General features: G+C 68.2%; 23 protein-coding genes and 1 pseudogene. 6 read left to right on the top strand and 18 right to left on the bottom strand.

The window, feature by feature from the left end:
* Nucleotides 1–122: 122 nt before the first annotated feature.
* From AB0I77_RS34750 to AB0I77_RS34735, 4 genes are all read right to left on the bottom strand, one after another.
* A complete protein-coding gene (locus AB0I77_RS34750) occupies nt 123–1,100 on the bottom strand; it encodes a cupredoxin family copper-binding protein (protein WP_363286752.1) in 978 nt (325 codons plus the stop codon).
* A gap of 27 nt (nt 1,101–1,127) precedes the next feature.
* Nucleotides 1,128–2,519 (bottom strand): CopD family protein, encoded by a 1,392-nt coding sequence (locus AB0I77_RS34745; RefSeq protein WP_363286751.1) that lies wholly within the window; start codon nt 2,517–2,519, stop codon nt 1,128–1,130.
* Complete coding sequence (locus AB0I77_RS34740) at nt 2,516–3,145, bottom strand: hypothetical protein (RefSeq protein WP_363286750.1); 630 nt, start codon at nt 3,143–3,145, stop codon at nt 2,516–2,518. The genes AB0I77_RS34745 and AB0I77_RS34740 overlap by 4 nt, the downstream gene beginning before the upstream one ends.
* Before the next feature lie 439 nt (nt 3,146–3,584).
* Nucleotides 3,585–4,928 carry a UDP-glucose/GDP-mannose dehydrogenase family protein gene (locus tag AB0I77_RS34735; protein ID WP_363286749.1) on the bottom strand — a complete coding sequence of 448 codons (1,344 nt, stop codon included), beginning with the start codon at nt 4,926–4,928 and terminating at the stop codon, nt 3,585–3,587.
* Between the two features lie 239 nt (nt 4,929–5,167).
* Here AB0I77_RS34735 and AB0I77_RS34730 point away from each other — a divergent pair, with 239 nt between their 5' ends.
* Nucleotides 5,168–6,325: an acyl-CoA dehydrogenase gene (locus AB0I77_RS34730; RefSeq protein ID WP_363286748.1), complete on the top strand. Its 1,158-nt coding sequence runs from the start codon at nt 5,168–5,170 to the stop codon at nt 6,323–6,325.
* 92 nt (nt 6,326–6,417) lie between these two features.
* Here AB0I77_RS34730 and AB0I77_RS34725 read toward each other — a convergent pair whose 3' ends face one another.
* Nucleotides 6,418–6,822, bottom strand: coding sequence for an ATP-binding protein (locus AB0I77_RS34725; RefSeq protein WP_363286747.1), 405 nt, complete (start codon nt 6,820–6,822; stop codon nt 6,418–6,420).
* Nucleotides 6,823–7,083: 261 nt separating this feature from the next.
* On the opposite strand from AB0I77_RS34725, the gene AB0I77_RS34720 reads away from it, so the two are divergent.
* A complete protein-coding gene (locus AB0I77_RS34720; protein ID WP_363286746.1) occupies nt 7,084–7,947 on the top strand; it encodes a helix-turn-helix transcriptional regulator in 864 nt (287 codons plus the stop codon).
* Between the two features lie 11 nt (nt 7,948–7,958).
* Complete coding sequence (locus AB0I77_RS34715; RefSeq protein WP_363286745.1) at nt 7,959–8,150, top strand: DUF397 domain-containing protein; 192 nt, start codon at nt 7,959–7,961, stop codon at nt 8,148–8,150.
* On the opposite strand, the gene AB0I77_RS34710 is transcribed toward AB0I77_RS34715, so the two are convergent.
* The 6 genes and pseudogenes from AB0I77_RS34710 to AB0I77_RS34685 all read right to left on the bottom strand — a co-directional run bounded on the left by AB0I77_RS34710 (nt 8,143) and on the right by AB0I77_RS34685 (nt 11,566).
* Nucleotides 8,143–8,610 carry a hypothetical protein gene (locus AB0I77_RS34710; RefSeq protein ID WP_363286843.1) on the bottom strand — a complete coding sequence of 156 codons (468 nt, stop codon included), beginning with the start codon at nt 8,608–8,610 and terminating at the stop codon, nt 8,143–8,145. The two genes, AB0I77_RS34715 and AB0I77_RS34710, sit on opposite strands and share 8 nt — an antisense overlap.
* A gap of 94 nt (nt 8,611–8,704) precedes the next feature.
* Complete coding sequence (locus AB0I77_RS34705; protein WP_363286744.1) at nt 8,705–8,929, bottom strand: DUF397 domain-containing protein; 225 nt, start codon at nt 8,927–8,929, stop codon at nt 8,705–8,707.
* Between the two features lie 563 nt (nt 8,930–9,492).
* Nucleotides 9,493–10,325, bottom strand: a pseudogene (locus AB0I77_RS34700) (helix-turn-helix transcriptional regulator).
* Nucleotides 10,315–10,836, bottom strand: a complete 522-nt coding sequence (locus AB0I77_RS34695) for a DUF6879 family protein (protein WP_363286743.1) — start codon at nt 10,834–10,836, stop codon at nt 10,315–10,317. Before AB0I77_RS34695 ends, AB0I77_RS34700 begins: the two are co-directional and overlap by 11 nt.
* Nucleotides 10,820–11,026: a hypothetical protein gene (locus AB0I77_RS34690; RefSeq protein WP_363286742.1), complete on the bottom strand. Its 207-nt coding sequence runs from the start codon at nt 11,024–11,026 to the stop codon at nt 10,820–10,822. Before AB0I77_RS34690 ends, AB0I77_RS34695 begins: the two co-directional genes overlap by 17 nt.
* Before the next feature lie 147 nt (nt 11,027–11,173).
* Nucleotides 11,174–11,566 (bottom strand): VOC family protein, encoded by a 393-nt coding sequence (locus tag AB0I77_RS34685; protein ID WP_363286842.1) that lies wholly within the window; start codon nt 11,564–11,566, stop codon nt 11,174–11,176.
* Between the two features lie 251 nt (nt 11,567–11,817).
* On the opposite strand from AB0I77_RS34685, the gene AB0I77_RS34680 reads away from it, so the two are divergent.
* The gene (locus AB0I77_RS34680; protein WP_363286741.1) at nt 11,818–13,149 is read left to right on the top strand and encodes an LCP family protein; all 1,332 of its coding nucleotides are present in this window, start codon (nt 11,818–11,820) and stop codon (nt 13,147–13,149) included.
* A gap of 124 nt (nt 13,150–13,273) precedes the next feature.
* On the opposite strand, the gene AB0I77_RS34675 is transcribed toward AB0I77_RS34680, so the two are convergent.
* The 4 genes from AB0I77_RS34675 to AB0I77_RS34660 all read right to left on the bottom strand — a co-directional run bounded on the left by AB0I77_RS34675 (nt 13,274) and on the right by AB0I77_RS34660 (nt 15,931).
* Entirely contained in the window at nt 13,274–13,633 is a 360-nt protein-coding gene (locus AB0I77_RS34675) for a four-helix bundle copper-binding protein (RefSeq protein WP_363286740.1), read from the bottom strand.
* A 150-nt stretch (nt 13,634–13,783) separates the two neighbouring features.
* Complete coding sequence (locus AB0I77_RS34670; RefSeq protein ID WP_363286739.1) at nt 13,784–14,608, bottom strand: SAM-dependent methyltransferase; 825 nt, start codon at nt 14,606–14,608, stop codon at nt 13,784–13,786.
* Nucleotides 14,609–14,722: 114 nt separating this feature from the next.
* Entirely contained in the window at nt 14,723–15,313 is a 591-nt protein-coding gene (locus AB0I77_RS34665) for a hypothetical protein (RefSeq protein ID WP_363286738.1), read from the bottom strand.
* Between the two features lie 48 nt (nt 15,314–15,361).
* Nucleotides 15,362–15,931 (bottom strand): TetR/AcrR family transcriptional regulator, encoded by a 570-nt coding sequence (locus tag AB0I77_RS34660; protein WP_363286737.1) that lies wholly within the window; start codon nt 15,929–15,931, stop codon nt 15,362–15,364.
* Nucleotides 15,932–16,066: 135 nt separating this feature from the next.
* Between AB0I77_RS34660 and AB0I77_RS34655 the strand changes: the two genes are divergently transcribed.
* The gene (locus tag AB0I77_RS34655) at nt 16,067–17,548 is read left to right on the top strand and encodes an MDR family MFS transporter (RefSeq protein ID WP_363286841.1); all 1,482 of its coding nucleotides are present in this window, start codon (nt 16,067–16,069) and stop codon (nt 17,546–17,548) included.
* A 78-nt stretch (nt 17,549–17,626) separates the two neighbouring features.
* Here AB0I77_RS34655 and AB0I77_RS34650 read toward each other — a convergent pair whose 3' ends face one another.
* Nucleotides 17,627–18,988, bottom strand: a complete 1,362-nt coding sequence (locus AB0I77_RS34650; RefSeq protein WP_363286840.1) for an LCP family protein — start codon at nt 18,986–18,988, stop codon at nt 17,627–17,629.
* 218 nt (nt 18,989–19,206) lie between these two features.
* Here AB0I77_RS34650 and AB0I77_RS34645 point away from each other — a divergent pair, with 218 nt between their 5' ends.
* Entirely contained in the window at nt 19,207–20,244 is a 1,038-nt protein-coding gene (locus AB0I77_RS34645; protein ID WP_363286736.1) for a glycosyltransferase family 2 protein, read from the top strand.
* 15 nt (nt 20,245–20,259) lie between these two features.
* Here AB0I77_RS34645 and AB0I77_RS34640 read toward each other — a convergent pair whose 3' ends face one another.
* Both AB0I77_RS34640 and AB0I77_RS34635 read right to left on the bottom strand, forming a co-directional pair.
* A complete protein-coding gene (locus AB0I77_RS34640) occupies nt 20,260–21,774 on the bottom strand; it encodes an LCP family protein (RefSeq protein WP_363286735.1) in 1,515 nt (504 codons plus the stop codon).
* 128 nt (nt 21,775–21,902) lie between these two features.
* Entirely contained in the window at nt 21,903–23,675 is a 1,773-nt protein-coding gene (locus tag AB0I77_RS34635; protein ID WP_363286734.1) for an LCP family protein, read from the bottom strand.
* Between the last annotated feature and the right edge of the window lie 69 nt (nt 23,676–23,744).

Genomic DNA, 23,744 nt, shown 5'->3' with positions numbered 1-23,744 from the left:
GCGGGTTCCCGAAGCGTGGCGGTGGTGTGGAGAATGGGGAGGGCGCCGCTCCGGCCGGCTGAGCCCCGGCCGGAGCGGCGTCCTTTGTCGCTTGCCTATCGCTTGCCTATTGCTTGACCGCGTCAGCAGTTGTTGGTGAGGAAGTCCGTGGTGGGCGCGAGCATCTGCCCGGCCCAGACCGTGTGCATCTTCACGTAGGCGTCGGGGTTGAGCAGATCGGTGACCTGCTGCCCGAGCGACTCCTCCAGGTGCGCCGAGTTGACGTGGTTCAGCAGCACACTGAGGGTGCTGTCGAGAATGCCGCTGCCGCCGTTGATGGCCGGCTTGAGGATGCTCTCGATCCACACCGTGTGCATCTTGATGTACGAGTCGAGCGCGAGAGCGTCCTGCACCTGCTCGCCCGGCGACCGCTCCAGGTGCGCCGCGTAGAGGTGCTGGAGGATCGGCAGCAGCACGTCCTCGACGCTGTCGCACTGCTCGCCGTCACCCGTGCCGCCCGTCGGGGTCGGCGTGGCCGTCGGTCCCGTGGTCGGCCCGGTGGTCGGCGTCGGGGTGGGAGTGGGCGTGGGCCCGCTCGTGGGCGTGCCCGTGGGAGTGGGCGTGGGCGTCGAGCCGCCGTCGTCGGCCGCGACGACCTTCACCGACGAGACCATGTCCGGGTGCACCGCGCAGTAGTACTCGTACGTCCCCACCTTGGTGAAGGTGTACGACCACGAGTCGCCCTGCTCGAGCGTCCCGGAGTCGAACTTCACCGGGGCCTTGGTGGTGGTGACCGTGTGCGGCACGCTGTCGTGGTTGGTCCACTGGACGGTCTCGCCGACCTTGACGACGAGCTGTTCGCCGGAGCCGAACTTGTTGCCCATGATGTCGACCTGGTAGTCGGCAGCAGCGGCGGCGGCGGGCTGTGCCTCGGCAGCGGCGGCGGGCACCTGAGCCGTGTCCGCGGTGTTCTGCGAGGAGTTCGACGTCGATCCAGAGGCCGCGCTCAGCAGCCCGAGGCTGAGCACGGCGGCCAGCGCCGCACCGAGCCCGGCGACCAGCAGGCCCCGGTTCCCGGTCGGCGACTTGCGCCGCTCACCGGTGTTGTTGCTTTGCTTCACTACAACTCCTTTGTGCATTGGGGGAGTTCAGCGGCCGGGGTCGGCCGTGACCAGCAGACTCGTCACGGCGAGGACGACGAGGACGAGCCCCGTCTCGACCGCGACCGAGTAACCGAAGGGCCGCACAGTGGCGGCGTCGCCGCGCAGCAGCACGGCGAGATCGAGGCGGGTGCGCACCCACTGGCGGCTGGCGTACGCCGCGAGCAGGACGCCCCCGAGAACCGCTGTCTTGATCAGCAGCAGATGCCCGTACGAGGTGTGCAGCAGGGCGTCGTACGACCCCACCACCTGCCAGGCGAGCACCAGCCCCGCGACGACGATGCCCGTGACGCTCACGGCCGCGAGCCGCGAGTAGCCCGGCACCACCGCGGCCAGCTCACCGGCCTGGCGGCGCGGCAGCACGGCCATCGCGAGCATGGCCAGCCCGCCGATCCACAGCGAGACGCCGAGCAGATGGACGAAGTCGGCGAGGGCACCCCAAGTGGGCTCACTGCCCTCGGAGTTGTGCCCCGCCATACCGGTCGTACGGAGCAGCCCGAACGTCACCGCGAGGGCGCCCACCCGCCAGCCGGGGGAGCGGGAGGTGCCGGCCCCGCCCTGGAGCAGCGAGCCGAGCACCACGGCGGCGAGCACCCACAGCAGTCCGCGTGACGCGATCACGATGCCGGGTTCGGTGGCCAGGACATCGGCGTACGTCGCCGGGCGCAGGGCGTCCCGCAGGCCGCCGAGCGCGGTGTACGCGCCCTGGAGACCGAGGGTCGCGACCGTCGCCAGCAGTCCGACCGTCCAGGCGAGCGCGAGCAGCGCCCGGGCTCGCGGATCATGTGCGCCGGGCGGCCACAGCAGCGCGACGAAGACGAGGCCGCCGACGAACAGGGCCAGCGAGAGGTAGCCGGCCCAGCGGGCGGCGACGAGACCTTTCCGTACCGAGGGGGACGGTGCGGGAGCGGCGATGGAGGCCTCGTCGCCGCTGGTCTTGGTGGCGGCGGCGGCCGGTGCGGCACCGATGGTGTAGCCGATCCGGCCGGAGGAGGCGTGGCCGTCCTCCTCGTCGACGACGGACCAGATGACGGCGAGTTCGCCGTGCTCCGGGGCGGAAAGGGCGACCCGCACGGTGTTGGCGCCCTTGCCCGCCGCACGGGTCACCGGGAGCCGGTCGCCGTCCATCGTCAGCGCGTGTACGTCCCCGAGGTCGACGCTCTCGTCGAAGGTGAGGGTGACATGGCCGGGGGCCTTCTTGAGGTCCGCGCCGTCCTTGGGGGAGGCGGAGACCAGCTCGGTGTGCGCGGAGGCGGCCTGGGGCGCGCCGACCAGGGCGTAGAGGAGCGGGGTGAGGACGAGCAGGAGGAGGGCGCGGCGGACGTTCGCTGATATCGAGACTGTTGAGACTGCCGGGGCTATCGGAGTTATAGGGGTCATGGGGTTGCCCCCGGCTGCGGGGACGGGCTGCCGCCGAGGAGGCTGGTGAGCGGTGGGAGGCCGATGCACGGCGAGGGCTGCGGCTCCGGGCTCGCGTCCGCGGGGTTGAGGAGTCCGAACACCGGCTGGGTGAGTCCGCCGAGGAGCGGCTGTGCGAGCGTGACCTCGCCGTCCTCGCAGGTGTCGCCGTCGGCCGGGGGCGAGGACGAATCCGACGGGCTGGGCGTGGGCGTGGTCGGTGCGGGGGAGGGGGTGCCGTTGCCGGGGGGCGGCGAGGACTCGTGGCCGGTGTGGCCGCTGTCGCCGGTCTGCCCGCCGGTGCCGCCGTACCCGGTGTCCGTGCCGCCTCCGCCGTACGACGGCCACTGCCCGAAGTCCACGGGGGACTGGCCCGGGTCGTAACCCGCGCTCTGCCCGCCGGGTTCGCCCGGTGCGACCGGTGTCGGACTCGCCGGTGCCGTGGCCGCGGGCGGTGCCGCCGGGGGAACTGCGGCCTCGGCGGAACCGGAGGGGGCGCCGATGCCGGACGCGTAGCCCAGCACGATCACCACGGCGCCGACGAGCGCGCCCGCCACCGCTTCGTCACGGTGGTCCCGTGGCCACTCCGCCCTGCGGAACAAGGGCATTTTCACTCCTGGCATGGTCAGGTCAACCCAATGGAGGGTGGGGCGAATGACGACCAGTGGAGTGGAGTGCGGATTCCGCGTGACTACGCGTCGGTTAAACGGCCGTTGCCTACCTCTCTTTCGTGGGGGCTCGGACTGTGAGAACGGTCAATTCGACAAAGTGATCGAAAGATAATCGAACTCATGTTGTTGATTTCGCGGACGAGAGCATATGCCGAGCCTGGTGAGGGCAGCGTTCCTTGTGGGATACGGCCGAACGCGGCTCGATCGCTGCGTGGCGCACGGGAATTCCCGTGACGGGCCTCCAGGAAATCCCCGTAAATGTGTGCGGGCCCTTCACGAAACCTGCGGAAATTCCATAAACACCTTCAGATCCGTCAGGAATTCATGGAACTCGGCCGCCCGGGTTTCCTCGGGCGGTCGGTCGTCTCGGGTTTCCTCAGGCGGTCGGGCGCCCCATCGCCCGGTAGGTCCAGCCGGCCTTCCGCCACACCTCGGGGTCGAGGGCGTTGCGCCCGTCCAGGATCAGCCGGCTCGTCGCGACCTCGCCGAGGGCCGCCGGGTCCAGCTCGCGAAACTCCCGCCACTCCGTCAGGTGCAGGACGACATCGGCGCCCCGCACGGCCTCGACCGCTGAGCGGGCGTACCCGAGCGTCGGGAAGATACGGCGGGCGTTGTCCATGCCCTTCGGGTCGTACACCGTCACCTGGCCGCCCTGGAGGTGGATCTGCCCGGCCACATTGAGCGCGGGCGAGTCGCGGACGTCGTCCGAGTCGGGCTTGAAGGAGGCGCCGAGCACGGCGACCCGCTTGCCCAGGAAGGGCCCGCCGCCCAGCGCCTGCCGCGCCAGCTCCACCATCTGCCCGCGCTGGCGCATGTTGATCGAGTCGATCTCGCGCAGGAAGGTCAGCGCCTGGTCGGCGCCGAGCTCACCGGCGCGGGCCATGAAGGCGCGGATGTCCTTGGGCAGGCAGCCGCCCCCGAACCCGATCCCGGCCCGCAGGAACTTCCTCCCGATCCGGTCGTCGTACCCGATGGCCTCGGCCAGCTTGGCGACATCGCCGCCCGCGGCCTCGCACATCTCGGCCATGGCGTTGATGAAGGAGATCTTGGTGGCGAGGAAGGAGTTCGCGGAGGTCTTGACCAGCTCCGCGGTGGGAAAGTCGGTGACGATGAAGGGCGAACCCTCCGCGACCGGCCTCGTGTACACCTCCCGCAGCAGCTTCTCGGCCCGCTCGCTGCGCACGCCCACCACGATCCGGTCCGGATTCAGCGTGTCCTGGACCGCGAAGCCCTCGCGCAGGAACTCCGGGTTCCAGGCCAGCTCGGCGTCCGCGCCGGCGGGGGAGTGGTCGGCGAGATACCGAGCCAGGCGGTCGGCGGAGCCGACGGGGACGGTCGACTTGCCGACGACGAGAGCGGGACGCTCCAGATGAGGTGCGAGCGCGGCGATGGCGGAGTCGACGTACGACATGTCGCTGGCGTACTCGCCGTGCCGCTGCGGGGTGTTCACACACAGGAAGTGGACATCGCCGAACGCCGCCACCTCGGCGAAGTCCATGGTGAACCGCAGCCGCCCGCTGGACCCCTCGATGCCCGCGACATGCTTGCGCAGCAGCTCTTCCAGCCCCGGCTCGTACATCGGGACCTCGCCCCGCTGGAGCATCTCGATCTTCTCGGGTACGACGTCCAGTCCCAGCACCTCGAAACCGAGCTCGGCCATGGCCGCGGCGTGCGTGGCGCCGAGGTAGCCGGTACCGATCACGGTGATCTTGAGGCTCATGCGGTGCTCCAGGTGGTGCGGCGTGGGGGTGGCGCTGGAAGAGCATAGTCGGGGCATGGGAAGGCCCTGGACGGGCGACTTGCCCACTGCCTCGCCCGCAGTCCTGCCCACTGTCTTGCCCGATGTCTTTCATGTTGTCGCGAAGCTCACGTATACCTCCCGTGGGCAGGCCCCTAAAATTTGGGTTACTTAACGGTAATTAGCGCCAGTACCGCAGCGTCTTTGGAGCGTGAGAGACCTTGGCCGGATCGGCTGATTTCGACCTGTACCGCCCGTCCGAGGAGCACGACATGCTCCGCGACGTGATCCGCTCGCTGGCCGAGGCGAAGATCGCGCCCTACGCCGCCGTGGTGGACGAGGAGGCCCGCTTCCCGCGGGAGGCGCTGGACGCCCTGGTGGCGAGCGACCTGCACGCGGTGCACGTACCCGAGGAGTACGGCGGCGCGGGCGCGGACGCGCTGGCGACGGTGATCGTGATCGAGGAGGTGGCGCGCGTGTGCGCGTCCTCCTCCCTGATCCCGGCGGTGAACAAGCTCGGCTCCCTGCCCGTGATCCTCTCCGGCTCGGAGGTCCTGAAGAAGAAGTACATGGCCCCGCTCGCCAAGGGCGACGGCATGTTCTCGTACTGCCTCTCCGAGCCGGACGCGGGCTCCGACGCGGCCGGCATGAAGACGAAGGCGGTCCGCGACGGCGACCACTACGTCCTGAACGGCGTGAAGCGCTGGATCACGAACGCGGGCGAGTCCGAGTACTACACGGTGATGGCGGTTACGGACCCGACGAAGCGCTCGAAGGGCATCAGCGCTTTCGTGGTCGAGAAGTCGGACGAAGGGGTGTCCTTCGGAGCCCCGGAGAAGAAGCTCGGCATCAAGGGCTCCCCGACCCGCGAGGTCTACCTGGACAACGTTCGCATCCCGGCCGACCGCATGATCGGCGAGGAGGGCACGGGCTTCGCGACGGCGATGAAGACCCTGGACCACACCCGCATCACGATCGCCGCCCAGGCCCTGGGCATCGCGCAAGGGGCTCTGGACTACGCCAAGGGCTACGTCAAGGAACGCAAGCAGTTCGGCAAGCCGATCGCCGACTTCCAGGGCATCCAGTTCATGCTCGCCGACATGGCCATGAAGATCGAGGCGGCCCGCGCCCTGACGTACCAGGCCGCGGCGAAGTCCGAGCGCGGCGACGCCGACCTCACCTTCCAGGGCGCGGCGGCGAAGTGCTTCGCCTCGGACGTGGCGATGGAGGTCACGACGGACGCGGTGCAGTTGCTGGGCGGGTACGGGTACACGCGGGACTATCCGGTGGAGCGGATGATGCGGGACGCGAAGATCACGCAGATATACGAGGGCACGAACCAGGTCCAGCGGATCGTGATGGCGAGGAATCTGCCGTAGCGCTGCCGTAGCGGTAAAGCTGCGGACTGCTTTGGTTTCGGTCGCCCTCCGCTCGCCTCGGGCGGAGGGCGACGTGTATATGCCGTCCGCTCTCACTGGTGCAGCTCGAACCAGGTGACCTTCCCCGCCCCGGCGGGCGCCGCCCGACTCCCCCAGGCCTGAGCGCACCGGCTGACCAATAACAGCCCGCGACCCCCGTCGAGCTCGATGCCCCCGCTGGTCGGACTCGGCAGTACGTCACTCTCGTCCCGCACGCCGACGTGCAGGGTGCCGTCCCTCCAGCGCACGTGCACGGTCGCGGGACCGGCGGAGTGCCGGTACGAGTTCCCGCACAACTCACTGGTCAGCAACTCTGCGGTGTCGACGAGGCCGGGCAGGGAATGGCGCGTGAGGATCGAGCGGACAGTGCTGCGGGCGACGCCGGAGCCGATGGCGTGGTGGGGGAGTGTGAGGCGGTACTCCCAGGAGTCGTCGGGCGGTGGTGGTGGGTTGCTCATCGTTGAACTCCCTTCCGTGTGGGGGCTATTGGGGTTGTTGAGGAACGCCCGGTCACGCGGTGGCGTTGTCGTCGGCCGCATGGCGTGCGGTGGCGGTGCTCTTCCGGGGTCGTGAGGGGCGAGGGGAGCGCTCTACTCTCGACGGTAGAAGTGGGATGTTCTGAGGTGCAACATTCTGGAGTAGCTTCACTCGACCGTGTGACTAGACGGTCGAAGCACTGGCCGGAAGACTCAACTCGCTCTACTAGCAAGGGAGTCCAGATGCCGCCCCGGAGGTATCCCACTGTCAGGCAGAAGCGCCTTGGGGCAGAGCTGCGCCGACTTCGAGAGGCCGCCGGCCTGTCTGGAGAACAGGCCGCCGATGCCCTTGAATGCAGCAAGGGGAAGATCAGCCGAGTCGAGAACGGCATGAGCGGGATCCGTATCGCCGAACTGAAGGCGCTGCTTCAGGCGTATGGCGTGGACGACGGCGACCTCGTCCAGGCCCTGGTGGAGATGGCGCGCGAGGGCCGCAGGAGAAACTGGTGGAACCAGTACGAGAGTGTCCTGCCACCGGGGTTCGCCGACCTCGCCGAGCTGGAGTCGAAGGCGCTGAGCCTGCACTCCTGGGAGACGATCCTCGTCCCTGGCCTACTGCAGACGCCCGACTACATGCGCGTCCTCTTCCGGCGCGGCCGACTTGAGCCTCCCGAGGCCGAGGTGGAGGCTCATGTACGCGGGCGGAGGCACCGCCAGCAGATCGTGTACGACGGCGACGAGACGCCGGAGTTGTGGTTCGTGCTCTACGAGGCGGTGCTGCACGCGCAGTTCGGCGGCCCGGACGTCATGCGCGAGCAACTGCTTCACCTGACGCAGATGGCACAGCGCGACCAGGTGACGGTGCAGGTGCTGCCGTACACGACCGAGTCCCACCGAGGCGTGAACGGGCCCTTCGGCATTGTCGGCATGCCGGACGTCGGAATGGACGTGGTGCGGACGGAGACCGCCTTGTCGTCCCTGTACGTTCAGGACGACGCCCAAGTCGTTGCCTATAAACTGATGTTCGACCAATTGAGGGCGGTCGCCCTCGGCCCCGGACCGTCGCTGAAGCTCATACGGGACCTGGCCGAACGGCTCCGATTCTGAGCGAGGTACAGGTGCCCGACCGCGTGTGGCAGAAGTCCAGCTACTCCGGGGACGACGCGAGCCGTGACTGCGTGGAAGTGGCCACGGCCCCCGGCGGAGAAGCGCTGCTGCTACGGGAGTCGGAGGACCCGGCCGCCGTCCTCCACGTGACGTCGCCCTCCCTGCACGCACTGCTGATCGCCTGCAAGGCGCCGCCTACCTGAGCGGACAGGCCAGCTCGGGGACGGCCCGGTTCGGTGAGCAGGTCACCAGCGCCAGGGACAGATACGAAGGGCGTTCCAGATAGAGGCCGAGTGACACATCCCCGCCACACCCCAGCCGCTCCACCACCGAGTTGACGAGCCTCGCCACGCGCGCGGTGTCGCGCTCCGCCTCGGAGGTGAACCGGGGCGCGTACTCATCCAGCCGTTCCCCGAGCCAGGCCGCGGCCTCCTTCGGCTCGTCCCAGGTCCCCCGCACCAGCGTGCGCGGCTTGATCAGCCAGTAGGCCGTCTCCAGCGGCGGAAGGTCCACGACGGGGAATTCGGCGGCCACTTCCCGGTACCGGTGGATCAACTCCGGCTTGCTGCTTGCCGGGGGCGGGTCGGGATGTGGGGGTCGTCGCAACGCTTCCTCGTCGAAACGCTGCTTGGAGCCGGTCCAGAGGTAACCGTGATGGTGCAACGTGCATCCCATTCCCGTGTGATGGGGGGCCTGGAGACCAACTGGCCCCGACCCGCCCAAAGGGCGAGCCGGGACCGCCTGGAGATAGGGAGGATCAGATCGACAGGCCGAACCGAGCCGGGTCGATACCGGCCGTGTCCAGCTCCTCCGTGGTGAATCGCAGCGGCTCGGCTTCCGGCCGCTTGCTGTCACCGAGAGCCCAGGATTCGTCACCGATCCGGGCCAGGGTCACGCATCCCTCAGTGCAGGGACCGCCGCACGCCTTCACGAACGAGGCCCCGCTGATGTCGAGCGCGTACAGGTCACTTCCGTTCAGCATCACTGCACATTCCTGCTCAACTGATCGCGGCCATGACTGACCGCCGCCGCCCAAACCGGGCGGGAGTTCATGGGACCGGAGGCAGGCGCCTTCAACGGTTGGAGGGCTTACCGGGCTCGGTGCAGCGTCGGCACTGGCACGGGGGCCACTGGTTGGTCATCAGGGGTGGGAGATCATCTGTGGCGAACACGCCCTGCTCGGGCTCCCACGTCCGCCCGGAGTCGCGAGACACCCGCAGCGTCAGCAAGGGCCGGTCAGCGAAGAGTCCGGAATCCTGTCTGCTGCTCATGACGCATGCGCTTCGTCCTGATGTCGCCGCAACTCCACGTTCGCATCAGAAACAGCGCTGTAGTCACCTCTGGACTGCGCGTTCTGTCGCCGTACGCAGATACCGAGACACGCGCCGCAGCCTGGTACTGGTTTCGGGTCCGGAGGCAGTTCCGTAAGTCCGTATCCCTGGGGCTTCTGGGTGCCCGCCATCGGTCCTCCCCAATTTTGCTTCCCAGTAATGATCGGCCACGTTTGGGGCGACGCCCAGCTTTATTGGCGTTGTCGGGTAAAGATCACGAGCGGAACTGGAGGGCCCATTCGGACAGTCGTTCCCGCCCTTCGTCACCGAACAATGCATACCCTTCGTACACAGAGAAATCCGCTATATATGCGGAAACGTCTCGATGGTCACGGAAAACCATCGCTCCAGTCTGCGTCTCAATCGTGGCTATCCGTGTGTCATAGACGGTGAAAGTGTTCAACGGGGCTACGGGCATATGGCCTTCCGATGGGATAACCCCAAGCTGAATGTTGGGCAGGAGGCTGACCGACATAAGTCGGTCAACTTGCATGGCCATGGCCGATGCGGGAAGGAAGGGCCACCGTACGGCCTGCTCGGTCAGTATGAAAGTGAAGCGCTTCGATGTGTCGTAAAGAACGGACTGACGTTCCAGCTTCTTCGCAATCGCCTTGCTGTGATCTCCTGGAATGTGTGCCAGGCTGGCTCTCACGTACTCTGGCGTCGCGAGCAGGCCGGTCACCATGGACAGCAGGAAGTAGCGGAATTCCGTGGAAGATCGCTCGAAACCGGCTAGCTCATTCTGCTTCTTCTCCAGGCCGGTTCGGCGCTGCGACCAGACGTCTTGCCATTCAGTGTTTGCGGTGCGGGCAAGGGCCGCTATGCGTGAGACGAGATCAGGAGGTGCGTCCAGAGCCTTGAGGATCAGTCGACATCGACAAGGCTCGGTGTCAGCTTCGCGCCTTCGATGTTGCTGATCTTGGTCTGGGACATATTGCAGCGCTGAGCGAGCCGGGTCTGAGTGATCCCGACTCGCCTGCGTAGCATCTTGAGCGTGTCGGCCAGGTCCGCTCTGGACTGTCCTAGCTCTTCCGGTTCAAACGTCAAGGCCCTTCACGTATTCCTCAAAGGGCACCGACTCGGCCAGCGCGATACGCTGGTATTCGATGAAAGGTGTCACGTCGCCGTCGTACACTTCCCGGCTGATCTGTGTGCCGTCTGCCTCGTAGTTCATGAGGACGACTTCCCCTTTGTCGAACATCCAGAAATCTTGAACGCCGGTCAGCGGATTTGCCCGGTCGGTTACGTCCATGATTCTGATGTCCTCGCCGGCCCATACATGCGGCCGGTAGAACATGAATTCGTACCGAAGGTAAGTGGTGAGAGGGCGCGTGACGATGTGAACGCGTCCTTTGCTCTTTCCCTCGCGACGCACCCTCTTCAGGTCTTCCGTGTAGGCGTTCGAGTGTGTGTGCGGGTCAATGCGTTCACCTGCCAGATAGGCCCGGATCTCGTCCGCCTCCTGCGGGACGTTGTAGACGGGAAGCGTCTCCAGTCGCCACGCCTCGCTCTGGAAGTGCCGGAACTTGGCCTGCCAGGCTTCACCATCCAAGAACACGAACAGCCTCCCTGAGAACCGCTTCGGGGATCTCCACCAGTGCCTCACCCTCCGGCGGCTGGAACGCGGCGGACAGGTCTCCCTGGACGATGATCGAGCCGCTTGCCGTGCGGTAGACGTTGGGGCAGTCGTTCTGATTGCACTCCCCGTTGCCGGTACCGGTGAGCCGGGTCAGTTCCTCGCGCGCCATGCTGAAACCCCCTCAGTCAGCCCCCTGTTGGGGCCCCTTGGGGACGACCGTATGGGGGTGGCTCATGGCCGTCCACGCGGCAGCGCCAATATTCGCGTTGTCGGGTAAGGATCTTGGTTGTAGTGGGTGCGGCCACACGGAAGCGCTTCAGCCGTCGAGATAGCTCGCGTGCCCGTCATCGTCGACCTCGAACGACCCTGGCGGGATGATGCAGAATTCGTTCCCCTCGGGATCGGCCATGACCAGGAAGCCTCCAGCCGCATACTGGTCGAGCAGCCGACCGCCCAACTCCTCGACTCGCGCCTGCTCGGAAGCCGGGTCCGGCGAGGCAACATCGAAGTGGATGCGGTTCTTGCCGGCCTTTGTCTTGGCGACCTTCTGGAAGCCCACTCCCGGACCGTCGCCACGCGCGAGCCAGACATATGGGCCCGTCCTGGCCGTGATCGGTCTGTCCAGGAGATCGGCCCAGAACGATGCCAACCGTTCCGGGTCAACGCAGTCGATGACGAGGTCCTTGATCTTCAGGTGCGTGCCAGTCATGGAGCGATCTTCGCAGGTTACGGGGCTCACCTCGGTCGGCATCGACATGGACCTCCATCGAGGTCCGGCCCGCCCAAGAGATTCGATATGACCGGAATCTACGCTTCCACATCCAGTGCCCGCTCTGTCACGCCCCCCACCATATGACCGAGGCGACATCCGGGGAATTTGTGTCAGCTTGGCAACAGCAGTGCTCTTATTTTCCGACGAACCTTGTAAGGCACGTAGCACTGACCGGCACACTGGGGCGCATGAACGATTGGCCCGAGGCATGGTCCGACGACAACCGCGGCGGCCGGTACGGACGCGGCAGCGCGAACGCACAGCCTGAGGGCGCGCGCGTGATGCGGCAGGTCCGCCGCGGCTCGGGGGCGCCTCCCGGGCAGGGCGGCGGGGGGTACGGGGGCGGCCCCGGCCCATCCGCACCGCCGTACGGCGGCGGGGTCCCGCAGCAGCCGTCGTACGTCGACGGCGGCGCCGCACCCGGCTACGGCAACGGGTACGACAGCGGCTACAACACCGGCCAGGTTTACGGATCGCCAGGCGGCCCGGGCGATCCGGGCGGCCCGGGTGACGGCTACGCCCGAGGCCCGCGCCCCGCGCCGAACTGGCGCCGCCGTATCAAGTGGACCGCGATCACGGTGGTCACGGTGCTGGTGGCGACGACCATCGGCACGTACTTCTGGGCCGACTCCAAGCTCAACCGCGACGTCGACCTGTCCAAGGTCATCGACCGGCCGGAGACGGGCGCGGGCACGAACTACCTGATCGTCGGCTCCGACAGCCGCGCCGGGCTGTCCGACGAGCAGAAGAAGAACCTGCACACCGGCTCCGCCGAGGGCAAGCGCACGGACTCGATGATGATCCTGCACACCGGAGACAACGGCGACACGCTGATCTCCCTGCCCCGCGACTCGGACGTGGAGATCCCGACGTACAAGGGCTCCGACTCCGGCAAGACCTACGAGGGCACGGGCCGCCATGTGAAGCTGAACGCGGCCTACGCCGAGGACGGCCCCGAACTGCTGGTCCGCACTGTCGAGTTCAACACCGGCCTGCACATCGACCACTACGTCGAGATCGGCTTCGCCGGCTTCGCGAACATCGTGGACGCGGTCGGCGGCGTCGAGATCGACATCCCGAAGGGCGGCATGAAGGACACCAAGTCCGGCGCCGACTTCGAGGCGGGCAAGCAGACCCTCAACGGCGACCAGGCGCTCGCCTTCGTCCGCACCCGGTACGCGCTCGCGGGCTCCGACCTGGACCGTACGAAGAACCAGCAGAAGTTCCTCAACGCCCTCGCCAACCAGGTCGCCAACCCGAGCACGATCCTCAACCCCTTCAAGCTCTACCCGACGATGGGCTCGGGCCTGGACTCACTGGTCGTCGACAAGGACATGGGTCTGTTCGACCTGGCCTCCATGTTCTGGGCGATGAAGAGCGTCAACGGCGGCGACGGCAAGTCCATGAACATGCCGATCTCCGGTTCCACGGGCGGCAACCTCGTCTGGGACAAGGCGAAGGTGAAGACGCTGGTGGACGAGCTGAAGAACGACGAGAAGGTCACGGTGTCGGGGAACTGACGCCGAACACGACGCCATAGGGCACGCCTTCAAGCGGCTTCAAGCACCTTCAAGCGGCTTCAAGCGACTTCAAGCGACTTCAAGGGCACCCCAAAGGGTGCCCTTGAAAGCTGTCCGGCCGGAGTCACATCGTGGCGCCCGCCATCGCCCGGCAGGTCTCGGCGCAGCGGCGGCAGGCCTCGGCGCACTTCATCATCTGGGGGTCCTCGGGCTGGGACATGCACGCCTCCGCGCACATGTCGCAGGCCCTGGCGCACAGGGCGCACATCTCCGCCGACATCGGCGAGCGGCGCATCATCATGTCCGAGCACATGCGGGTCGTCTCGGAGCAGTCGATCAGCGCACTCATGATCTGCAGCTGCGCCTGACCGCCCCGCTGCATACAGGAGCTCATGGTCTCCTCGCACGCGCTGTGACAGGACATGCACGCCTCGACGCAGTCCTGCATCTCCTTGCTCATCTGTGTCATGCCGGTGGGCTGCATGGTTCCTCCTTCGAGGGGCGGGAACCGCGGGATCGGCTCCCGCCCTTCCGTCCTACGCCTGCCCGGACGGAACCGCCACGGGAAGGACCGCCACGGGAGGGACCGGAGGAATCCGTTCCGCGTGCCCGGCGGATGGCGACTTCCGCGGGTCTACGGCTTCCTGCCCACTCCGCCGAAGTGGGTGACGTCGGTGATCTCGGCGTCCGGCGCCCCGGGGCGCCAGCGGGAGCAGGAGACGAGGCCGGGTTCGAGCAGTTCGACCCCGTCGAAGAGACGGAGGAGGTCGTCGCGGCTGCGCAGGGTCATCGGAGACGAGCCCTGGCCGTTCCAGTACTCCACCGCCGTCGTCATCGCCTCGCCGTCGACCTCCGTGGTGGGGTGGGAGACGACCAGGTAGCTGCCGGAGGGTACGGCGTCCAGGAGGCGCCCGACGATCGAGACGGCCTCGTCCGTGTCCATGACGAAGTTCAGGATGCCCAGCATGGTGATCGCGACGGGTGCGTCGAAGTCGAGGGTGCGCGCGGCGCTCTCGATGATCGCCTCGGGGCTGTGGACGTCGGCCTCGATGTAGTCCGTGACCCCCTCGCGCGCGCTGGTGAGCAGGGCGTGCGCGTGGGTGAGGACGAGGGGGTCGTTGTCGACGTACACGATCCGGCACGTCGGGTCGACGCCCTGCGCCACCTCGTGGGTGTTGTCGGCGGTCGGCAGCCCCGTGCCGATGTCCAGGAACTGCCGTACGCCCGCCTCCCCGGCCAGGAACCGCACGGCCCTCGCCAGGAACTGCCGGTCCGCGACGGCCGAGCGCGGCAGCGCCGGCACGAAGGAGATGATCTGGTCGCCGACCTCCTCGTCGACCGGGTAGTGGTCCTTGCCGCCCAGCCAGTAGTTCCAGATCCGCGCCGAGTGGGACACGTCGGTCCGCAACCGGGCCGTGCGGGCGACGCCTTCGTCGCGGGACGCTGAGGGGTCGGACATGGGGCCTGGTCTCCTTCGGACAGCACTGATCCATCACTGAACTGATCAGGATGTGTCTAAACCTAGCCGCAACTTAGACACAAGTCGTCGGTGATGGTGGGCACTTGACCAACTTCATCCCACGGACAGATTCAGGTTGGTCACATACCAGGAGCCGTCGATGTCGGTGGCCTCGATCTTGATGCCGACGTCGCCCTTCTGCACTCCGGTGGAGTGGGACAGGACGATCGCGGTGAGGGTCTGTCCGTCGATCGTGACCTGTTTCCCGGGGACGACCGCTGTCTTGCCCTTCACCGGGACCTTGGCGACGGTCACCTTCGGGTCGCTCGTCGAGGACTCGGGCGCGAAGGAGGCGTGCAGGGAGTGGATCTGCTGTTCCATCTTCTTCGCCTGCGAACCGCTGCCCGAACATGTCGCCTCGGTGTTCGCCCGCGCGGGCGACGAGGAGGTGGCGGGTGTTCCCATCACCAGGCAGGCGTTCTTCGGGCGGTCCTGGACGATCGCTGTGACCCACCCGGCCACCGCCCCCTGGACGGTGGACTGGTCAGCGGTCTGCCCCTTGGTCGGGGTCGGGGTCGGGGTGCCGGCCTCAGCGGTCGAGCTCGAGCTCGAGCCCGGTTCGGCCTGCTGTGCCGTGGAGTCGTCCGAACACGCCGTGACGACCGACATCGCCACCACCGCCCCGGCACCGGCGATCCAGCTCATGGCGCTGTTCCGTAAGTTTGCTGGGTTCATCTGATCATCAGATCAGATTCAGCGCACCAGAGGAAAGAAGACCGTGTCGACGATCTCTTCGAGGACGTCGTCGGGCACGGGGGCGAAGGTCGTGAGGAATTCGTGGCGCAGCAGGTCGAAGGGGAGGGACTTGATGCGTTCGGTGAGGAGCTCCGGTTTGATCTCGCCGCGGTCGACGGCGCGCTCGAAGAGCACGTCGAGGGCTTCCTTGCGTCCCGTCACCAGGGGGTCGCGCAGGTCGCCGGGGCTGGTTCCGGTCTCCTGGTAGTAGCCGGCCAGTTGCACGCTCATGACGGTGACGAACTGGACGCGGGTGGCGTTGATCTCCCGCATGAGGGTGAGGATGTCCTCCCGCAGGCTTCCCGTGTCGGGGGTGTCGAGGCGGTGCTCCTTCATGGTGTGGACGATGGCCGCCCGGACGAGTTCGTCGCGGTCGGACCAGCGGCGGTAGAGAACGGGAGGGCTGGTGCCCGCGCGCTGGACGACGGCGTCCATGGTGAACCTGGCGTAGCCGTTGGCCGCGAGTTCTTCCCAGGCCGCATCGAGGAGCGCCTTCTCCAGTGCCGCTCCCCGGCGTCGCTCGGGCATCCGAACCTCCTTGGATAGACTTGCCTATCTTATTCTAGGGCCTTAGTCTGACCGCCGTAAGATAGATATCTGTATCTTAAGGTGATGCTGCTCGTGAGTACTCGCACCGACCCCGACCGTATGGACCCCGACCGTATGGACCCCGACCGTATGGACCCCGACCGTATGGACCCCGCCGTGTGGCGCATGGCGTTGACCGTCATCGTGGGCGCCCTCGCCGTCGTCTTCGACACGACCATCGTCAGCGTCGCCCTCAACGACCTGGCGAAGGATCTCGATGCGCCGCTGTCCACCATCCAGTGGGTGAGCACCGGCTACCTGCTGGCCGTGTTCGTCACCATCCCGCTCGCCGGATGGGCCCAGTCACGGCTCGGCGGCAAACGTCTGTGGATCGCGGCCCTGGGCATGTTCCTGATCGGCTCGGTCCTGAGCGCGCTGGCGTGGAACGCGACCAGCCTCATCGCCTTCCGTGTCGTCCAGGGCATCGCGGGCGGCATCATGATGCCGCTCACGGTCACACTGATCATGCAGGCCGCCAAGGGTCGCGACATCGGCAAGGTCATGGCCGTCATCACCGTGCCCACCGCACTCGGCCCGATCCTCGGCCCGGTCCTGGGCGGCCTCATCCTGCATCTGGCCGACTGGCGCTGGCTGTTCTTCGTCAACATCCCCTTCTGCCTCGTCGGCGGCCGGCTCGCCTGGCGCAACCTGCCCGACGACCGGCCCGCACCCGGCAGCCCCCGCGCCCGCCTGGACGTCGTCGGCCTGCTCCTGCTCTCCCCGGGTGTCGCCGCCCTCATCTACGGCCTCTCCCGGGTCGAGGGCGGCGCGGGCTTCGCCGGCGCCGAGGTCCTCATCCCGCTGATCGGCGGACTCGCCCTGGTCGGAGGCTTTGTCGCGTGGGCACTGCCGCGGGCCGGCGCGCTGGTCAACCTGCGGCTGTTCCGCCACCGCGCGGTGGCCTCCTCCGCCGCCCTGCTCTTCCTGGGCGGGATCTCCCTGTACGGGGCGATGATGCTGCTGCCCCTGTACTTCCAGCAGGTCCGCGGCCAGGACGCCCTCGGCGCCGGACTGCTGCTCATCCCGCAGGGCGTCGGCGCGCTCCTCGCCCGCGGCCTGGCAGGCAGGTACACCGACCGCATCGGCCCTCGCCGGGTCGCCTTCGCCGCGTTCGCCTGCGTCGCCGCAGCCACCGTGCCGTTCGCCTTCGTCACCGCCGACACCAGCGAGGTCCTGCTCACGGCCGCACTGCTCGTCCGCGGCATCGGCCTGGGCGCCGCCATGATCGCGCTCAGCGGCGCCGCCTACGTCGGTCTGGCACACGAGGAGATCCCCGGCGCCAGCATCATCACCCGCGTCGCCCAGCAGATCGGCGGCTCGGTGGGCATCGCCGTACTCGCCGTCATCCTCCAGCACACCGCCGCCGACGCCCGCACCCCGGGCGCCCTGGCCGACGGCTTCGACGACGCCTTCTGGTGGTCGGTGGCCCTCACCGCGGTCGCCGTCCCGCTGTGCCTGCTCCTGCCCGGCCGCCCCGAGCCACTGGCCCCCGCCGGCAAAGCCGAAGACGCGGCTGCCGCCGAGGTCCAGACGCAATTGCCGGTGACTGACGAGTAGTTCCGACGCGGGTCAGTCGGTCAGGAACCCAAGCGCACCCGCGACGCTTCGGTCAGGAACCCAAGCTCCCCCGCGACACTACGGACACACCACCTCGTCCCCCGTCACCACCCCGGACTCCCCTTGATACACATCCTGGGCCTGCACCTTCCGCACCTGCCTGAAGTCCGACCCCGCGATCACCTTCAGCGTCGCCCCCAAGCCCTTCACCGCGCGCAGTTCGCTGCCGGGCAGGGCCGCCGCCAGGGACTTCGCCGAGCGGTCCCAGCCGGGGTCGTGGGCGACGACCGTCCGCTTCACGGCGCGGTCCGTCGCGTTGACCGGCGTCCGGGTCGTCCTGAAGCCCGTCGCCGCCAGTGCCGTGTCCACGCGCTTGCCGAGGCCGGCCGTGGTCGTGCCGTTCTCCACCTGGACGCGGATCTGCTGCGGGGCCACCGCCACCCGGACCGCCTTGGGGCGCGGCCGGTGCACGGTCAGCGGCTTGTCGTCGCGCAATGAGCGGAAGAGGCGTGCCGACTTCTCGGGGTCCCACTTCAGCGTCGAGCCGACGCCCTTCACGACGTAGCCCATCTGCCCGATCGGCACGGTCGTGAATTCCGAGGAGGAGGGGGAGAAGCTGCGCATCGCCCGGCCCAGGGCCAGCAGTTCGTCCGTGCCGAAGCCCTTGTCGGCCCGTACGGAGCCCAGTACGGCCCGCGTCACGTCCCGGAACTTCATCGGGTTCAACAAGATCCCCGACGAGGTCGCCCGCTCGATCAGCGCCGCCAGGAAACGCTGCTGACGCTGCATGCGGCTCAGGTCGGAGGCGCCGTCGACGTGCCGGGCGCGGACGTACTGGAGGGCCTGTCCGCCCTCGAGCGTGTGCGTACCCGGCGCAAGGTCGAGTCCCGTGTACCTGTCCTTCAGCGGGTCCGCGGTGCAGATCTTCACCCCGCCGACCACGTCCACCGTCTTCATGAAGCTGGTGAAGTCGACCTCCAGATAGTGGTCGATCTTCACGTGGGTCATCTTCTCGACCGTGCGCACGGTCAGCTGCGGGCCGCCCTCCGCGTACGCCGCGTTGATCTTGATGGGGTGGCCCTCGTGCTGTTTCCCGCTCGTCGGGTCGGTGTGCGCGGGCGTCACGGCGTACGAGTCGCGCGGCAGGCTGACCACGCTCGCCCGCTCCCGGTCCTCCGAGATGTGCACGATCATGATCGTGTCGGTGCAGTGGCAGGGGTCGCCGCCCAGCCGGTACCTGCGGCGCTCCCGCTCGCTGACCTTGTCCCGGCCGTCCGTGCCGACCAGCAGCACGTTCATGCCGTGGCCCGCCCGCGGACGGTTCTTCATGTCCTTGAAGGGGTCGACCCGGGCGATGTCCTCGTCGAGGCTCGTGACCACCGCGTGGCCGATCCCGGCGGCGGCGAGGACGACCACCGACAGCGTGGTCACCGCCCGCATGGCCCAGCGCGGTTTCTTCCGCCGTACGGGCGGTCGCGGCGGGCGGCGCTGTGGGCGGGCGGCGGGGGAGCGGGGCGACTTGGGGGGCAAAGGGGAGACACCTCCGCGAGGGCCGTACGTGGGATCCTGGGCACCGTAGGCCCATACGATCTGTGGACCGGTGCACCACCCGGGCGGGGCGCACCGCTGTCCCCCGTTCGCGGTAACGTTTGCTCCCTATGAACGCCAAGCCCGACGTGCGACTCCCCGCCGTTTCTGTGATCATGCCCGTCCTCAACGAGGAGCGGCATCTGCGCGGAGCCGTCCAAGCGATCCTCGCGCAGGAGTACGACGGCGAGATGGAGGTCGTGATCGCCATCGGTCCGTCCACGGACCGCACGGACGAGATCGCGGCCGAGCTCGTCAGCGAAGACCCCCGCGTGCACACGGTCCCGAACCCGACCGGCCGTACGCCCGCCGCCCTCAACGCCGCGATCAAGGCCTCGAGCCATCCGGTCGTCGTGCGCGTCGACGGGCACGGCATGCTCTCGCCGAACTACATCGCGACCGCCGTACGGCTCCTGGAGGAGACCGGCGCGCAGAACGTCGGCGGCATCATGCACGCCGAGGGCGAGAACGACTGGGAGCACGCGGTCGCCGCCGCCATGACCTCGAAGATCGGGGTCGGCAACGCCGTCTTCCACACGGGAGGCGCCGCGGGCGAGGCCGAGACCGTCTATCTCGGGGTGTTCCGGCGTGAGGCGCTGGAGCAACAGGGCGGCTACAACGAGGAGTTCATCCGCGCCCAGGACTGGGAGCTCAACTTCCGGATCCGGGAGGCGGGCGGGCTGATCTGGTTCTCGCCCGAGCTGAAGGTGTCGTACCGGCCGAGGCCCAGCGTCAGGGCGCTCGCCAAGCAGTACAAGGACTACGGCCGCTGGCGGCACGTCGTCGCCCGCTACCACGAGGGCTCGATCAACCTGCGTTACCTCGCCCCGCCGACCGCGGTGTGCGCCATCGCGGCGGGGATCGTGGTCGGCGCCGCCCTCACCCCGTGGGGCCTCGTGATCCCCGGCGGTTACCTGGCGGCGATCGGCCTCGGGTCCCTGCCAGCGGGCAGGGGGCTGCCGCTGAAGGCGCGGCTGCGGATCCCCGTCGCGCTGGCCACCATGCACATGTCGTGGGGCTGGGGCTATCTGACCAGCCCGCGCTCGCTGGCCCGCAAGGTGATCGCGAGCCGGCGCCCCGCGGTCCGCGCGGAGGCCGCCCCGAGGTGACCTGCGTCACCCGGCTCAGGACCAGGTGAACGCCGGGTTCACGTGCATGCAGGCGTCCTCGTCGGCGCCGTTGAGCGCCTCGGCGGACTCCGGGGTCGTGTCGTTCTGCTTGGGCGCCTTGTACGTCGTACCGTCACGCCAGTCGGCGCCCACGACGACCGTGACGCCGGAGACGTCCGTCGACCGCTCCACCGAACTCGCCGGAATCCCGAGGGACTTGGCGACGCGCCGGGCGTCGCCCGCCAGTTCGGCGCTCGGGTAGCGGACGACCGTACGGTCCTCGCTCAACGCGGAGGTGGTGTCCGCAGCCGCCTCGGTGAAGCCTTTCTCCATGAGCAGTTCGGTCACCGCGCTCGCGCGTCCGTTCGCCGCGCGGCGGGTGTCGGTGCGGGTGCCGTTCTGGACGAGGATGCCGATCTCGGCGTCGTCGGCGGCCGGGTCGCCGGAGGGTGTCGCCGACGGGCTCGCCTTCTTGGTGTCCTTGGCGTCCTTGCCGTCCAGGGCGATGTCCTCCCGCACCAGCCGGAAGAGCTGCTCGGCGTCCTCGGTGGGCTCCACGCGCGCACCCACGTACCGGTTGGGCATCGTGGTCATGGTGATGCGCCCCGGCTTCGGCTTGCGCAGTTCGTTGCTGAGGTCGTAGAGCTTCTTGACGGTGTTCAGGCCCGGGTCGACCGTGATGGCCGCGGTGGCCTTCTCGGCGAGCGTGCGCAGCTTGTTCGGACTGCTCAGGGTGGCGTTCTCGCGCAGCGTGCGGACCAGCGAGTTCAGGTACATGTGCTGGGCCTTGGCGCGGGCGAGGTCGCTGCCGTCCTCGAAGCCGTAGCGGGTGCGCAGCCACTGAAGGGCCTGCTCGCCCTTGACCGGATGCGTGCCCTTCTCCAGCTTCAGGCCGGAGCCGTGGCCCTCGCTGTCGCGCGACAAGATGTTCGCGTCCACGCACACCGGGACCCCGCCGACGGCGTCCGCCATCGACACCACACCCGCGAAGTCGACCATCATGAAGTGGTCGATGTGGATTCCGGTGAGCTTCTGCCAGGTGGCCACCGTGCAGCCGGGACCGCCGCGGCCGAGGCTCCGGTTGGTCATCGTCCGGCCCTCACTGGCCGGGTAGACCTCGTCGTCGTCCGGGTCGGTGCACTTCGGTATCTCCACGAGGGTGTCGCGGGGCATGCTGACGACCGACATGTTGGTGCGGTCGGCGGACAGGTGCAGCAGCATCTGGACATCGGCCAGCGGGGTGGCGCCGAACGTCTCGCGGGCGCCGCCGAGTTTCTGGTTCTCCTCGGTGTCCCGGGCGTCGGAGCCGATGAGCAGGATGTTCAGCGGGGTCTGGCCCTTGGCGTTCGGCGTCGGCTCGGGGACCTTGTTGTCGCCCAGGTTCAGGTCGGCCTGCTTGATGTTGTCGTTCAGGTGCTGGTAGTAGAGGTACCCGGCGGTGGCCGTACCGAGTATCAGGACGGCGAGGGTGCTCGCGGTCCATCTGAGCACGCGGAACCCCCGCGGCGACCGCACCCCGTTCTGCGTCACTTCCTCGTCCTCCCCGCCATCACGCCAGCATGGCGCAGGCCCGTCCTATGTCCTGAAGACATACGACGGGCCCGACAGGTTGCTCTAGAACGTCAACTGGCGTCTCGACTGACGTATCGACTGACCTGTCAACTGGCGCACTGGGCCTTGTCGGCCGTGGACTTCTCCACGTCCGGCGCCGGCGCCGAGGAGGAGTTGAGCTTCACGCCCGCGCCCTTGAAGTCCTTGCCCAGGGTGAGGGTCATCGTCGGCAGGCCCTGGGAGTTGATCTCGCTCTCGCCCGGCGTCATCGCGGACCCGGACAGGCCCATGATGTCGGCCAGTCGGCGGGCCTGGTCGGCCTGGTCGGGGGCGTACTCGAGAGTCGTCTTCGCCTGCTCCTGCTCCGCGTTGCCCGCGTTCTCGGACTTGTCGACGCCCGCCTCGGTCTGGAGGTAGGCGAGCTGCTGCTGGGCGCTGCCGCCGGGGGCGCCGCCGTTGAGGATGCGCACCCGCACGTCGGAGGCGGCGGACTTGGCGCCCTTGAGGCGGGCGGCGACCGCGGCCTTCTCCTTCGCCTGCTGCTGCTTCACCGCGGTGAAGGAGACGTCGTTCTTGATCATGTCGAAGACCTGGGGCGCCGTCGTCTCGTTGACGACCACCGTCGCCTTGATCTCCTCGGTCGGGTTGTCCGTCACCGGGATCGTGGTGAAGGTGATGTTCTTCGTGGGCACCTTCTTCAGCTCCAGGGCGATGTCCTTGAGCGTGCCGACCTTGCCGATGGCCTTGTCCACGGTCAGCGCCTTGGTGGCGGCGTCGGCCAGCTTCAGCAGCTTCCTCGGGCTGGTGAGGGTGTCACTGGAGGCCATCTTGCGCATGAGCGAGCCCAGGAACTGCTGCTGCACCTTGATCCGGTCGAGGTCGCCCTGGTTGCCGAAGCTGTGCCGGGTGCGGACGAAGGCGAGGGCCCGCTCGCCCTCGACCTTGGACGTGCCCGCGGGCAGCACCAGCTTCGACTCCTTGTCGTTGACGGCCTTCTCCACGCACACCTCGACGCCGTCCACCGCCGTGGTCAGCGTCTTGACCGCGTTGAAGTCGGCCATCATGAAGTGGTCGGGCTTGATGCCGGTGGTCTCCTCCACCGTGCGCATGGTGCAGCCCGGGTCCCGGCCGCTCTCGCCGAGGCTCCGGTTGAAGCGGACGTCCTGGAGTCCGGCGATGACCTCCTCGCTGCCGTCCTCCTGCACCGTGGGGCAGTCGGGGATGTCGACGATCAGGTCGCGCGGGATGCTGAGCGCGGTCGCGTTCGTCCGGTCCTGGGAGACGTGCAGCAGGATGTTGGTGTCGGCGTGCCCGACGCTGCCTTTGTCGCCGTAGCCCTCGTTGCCCTCACCGGTGCGCTTGTCGGTGCCGATGATGAGGATGTTGAAGGCCTCGTCCTTGCTGAAGTCGCTCGCGCCCGCGCTGCCGATGTCGGTCGTCGCGACGTTGCCCTCGAGGTGCTTGAGGTAGGCGTAGCCGCCGATCGCCGCGGCGGCCATGACGAACGCCATGCTGCCGCCGGTCCACAGCAGGACCTTCTTCGCCTTCGGCTTCTTCTTCACCGGCCGGCGTCCGCGCCGCCCCGCGACCGGTTCGTCGGCCGCGGGGCCACGCCTGCGCTGCGGCGGAACCTCGCGGCCGGGGGCCCCGGGAGCCGTACGACGGCGCACCGGAGCGCCGGGGTCACGGGAGGCGTTCCGGGATGTCTCACGGGGGGTGTCACGTGATGTGTCCCGGGCAGGAGATCTGCGCGGCCCCGGGACGGCCGACTGCGGTGCGGAAGGGGTCAGTCGCAGTTCGTATTCGCCGGTGTTCGGATTGAGTACCCACTGGTCTGCGGGGTCGATGTTCTCCGCCCGCCCACGGCTTTGCGCGTCCACGGTTGTCCGAATCCTCCGTCAGGGCCACGACCCCGGGGCAGGTCTCATGGCCGGGGATCACTGGATCGC

It is taken from the genome of Streptomyces sp. NPDC050619 (assembly GCF_040654815.1).
In the GTDB taxonomy this organism is placed as follows: Bacteria; Actinomycetota; Actinomycetes; order Streptomycetales; family Streptomycetaceae; genus Streptomyces.
The sequence above is the reverse complement of the archived record's forward strand: the minus strand, read 5'-3'. Positions and strand labels throughout refer to the sequence as shown.

Excerpts from the sequence above, each read along its gene's own strand:
- AB0I77_RS34745 (WP_363286751.1), bottom strand. The coding sequence starts at position 2,519 with ATGACCCCTATAACTCCGATAGCCCCGGCAGTCTCAACAGTCTCGATA.
- AB0I77_RS34740 (WP_363286750.1), bottom strand. The coding sequence starts at position 3,145 with ATGCCCTTGTTCCGCAGGGCGGAGTGGCCACGGGACCACCGTGACGAA.
- AB0I77_RS34735 (WP_363286749.1), bottom strand. The coding sequence starts at position 4,928 with ATGAGCCTCAAGATCACCGTGATCGGTACCGGCTACCTCGGCGCCACG.
- AB0I77_RS34725 (WP_363286747.1), bottom strand. The coding sequence starts at position 6,822 with ATGAGCAACCCACCACCACCGCCCGACGACTCCTGGGAGTACCGCCTC.
- AB0I77_RS34720 (WP_363286746.1), top strand. The coding sequence starts at position 7,084 with ATGCCGCCCCGGAGGTATCCCACTGTCAGGCAGAAGCGCCTTGGGGCA.
- AB0I77_RS34705 (WP_363286744.1), bottom strand. The coding sequence starts at position 8,929 with ATGCTGAACGGAAGTGACCTGTACGCGCTCGACATCAGCGGGGCCTCG.
- AB0I77_RS34690 (WP_363286742.1), bottom strand. The coding sequence starts at position 11,026 with ATGGCGCGCGAGGAACTGACCCGGCTCACCGGTACCGGCAACGGGGAG.
- AB0I77_RS34685 (WP_363286842.1), bottom strand. The coding sequence starts at position 11,566 with ATGACTGGCACGCACCTGAAGATCAAGGACCTCGTCATCGACTGCGTT.
- AB0I77_RS34680 (WP_363286741.1), top strand. The coding sequence starts at position 11,818 with ATGAACGATTGGCCCGAGGCATGGTCCGACGACAACCGCGGCGGCCGG.
- AB0I77_RS34675 (WP_363286740.1), bottom strand. The coding sequence starts at position 13,633 with ATGCAGCCCACCGGCATGACACAGATGAGCAAGGAGATGCAGGACTGC.
- AB0I77_RS34670 (WP_363286739.1), bottom strand. The coding sequence starts at position 14,608 with ATGTCCGACCCCTCAGCGTCCCGCGACGAAGGCGTCGCCCGCACGGCC.
- AB0I77_RS34665 (WP_363286738.1), bottom strand. The coding sequence starts at position 15,313 with ATGAGCTGGATCGCCGGTGCCGGGGCGGTGGTGGCGATGTCGGTCGTC.
- AB0I77_RS34660 (WP_363286737.1), bottom strand. The coding sequence starts at position 15,931 with ATGCCCGAGCGACGCCGGGGAGCGGCACTGGAGAAGGCGCTCCTCGAT.
- AB0I77_RS34655 (WP_363286841.1), top strand. The coding sequence starts at position 16,067 with ATGGACCCCGACCGTATGGACCCCGACCGTATGGACCCCGCCGTGTGG.
- AB0I77_RS34650 (WP_363286840.1), bottom strand. The coding sequence starts at position 18,988 with ATGCGGGCGGTGACCACGCTGTCGGTGGTCGTCCTCGCCGCCGCCGGG.
- AB0I77_RS34645 (WP_363286736.1), top strand. The coding sequence starts at position 19,207 with ATGAACGCCAAGCCCGACGTGCGACTCCCCGCCGTTTCTGTGATCATG.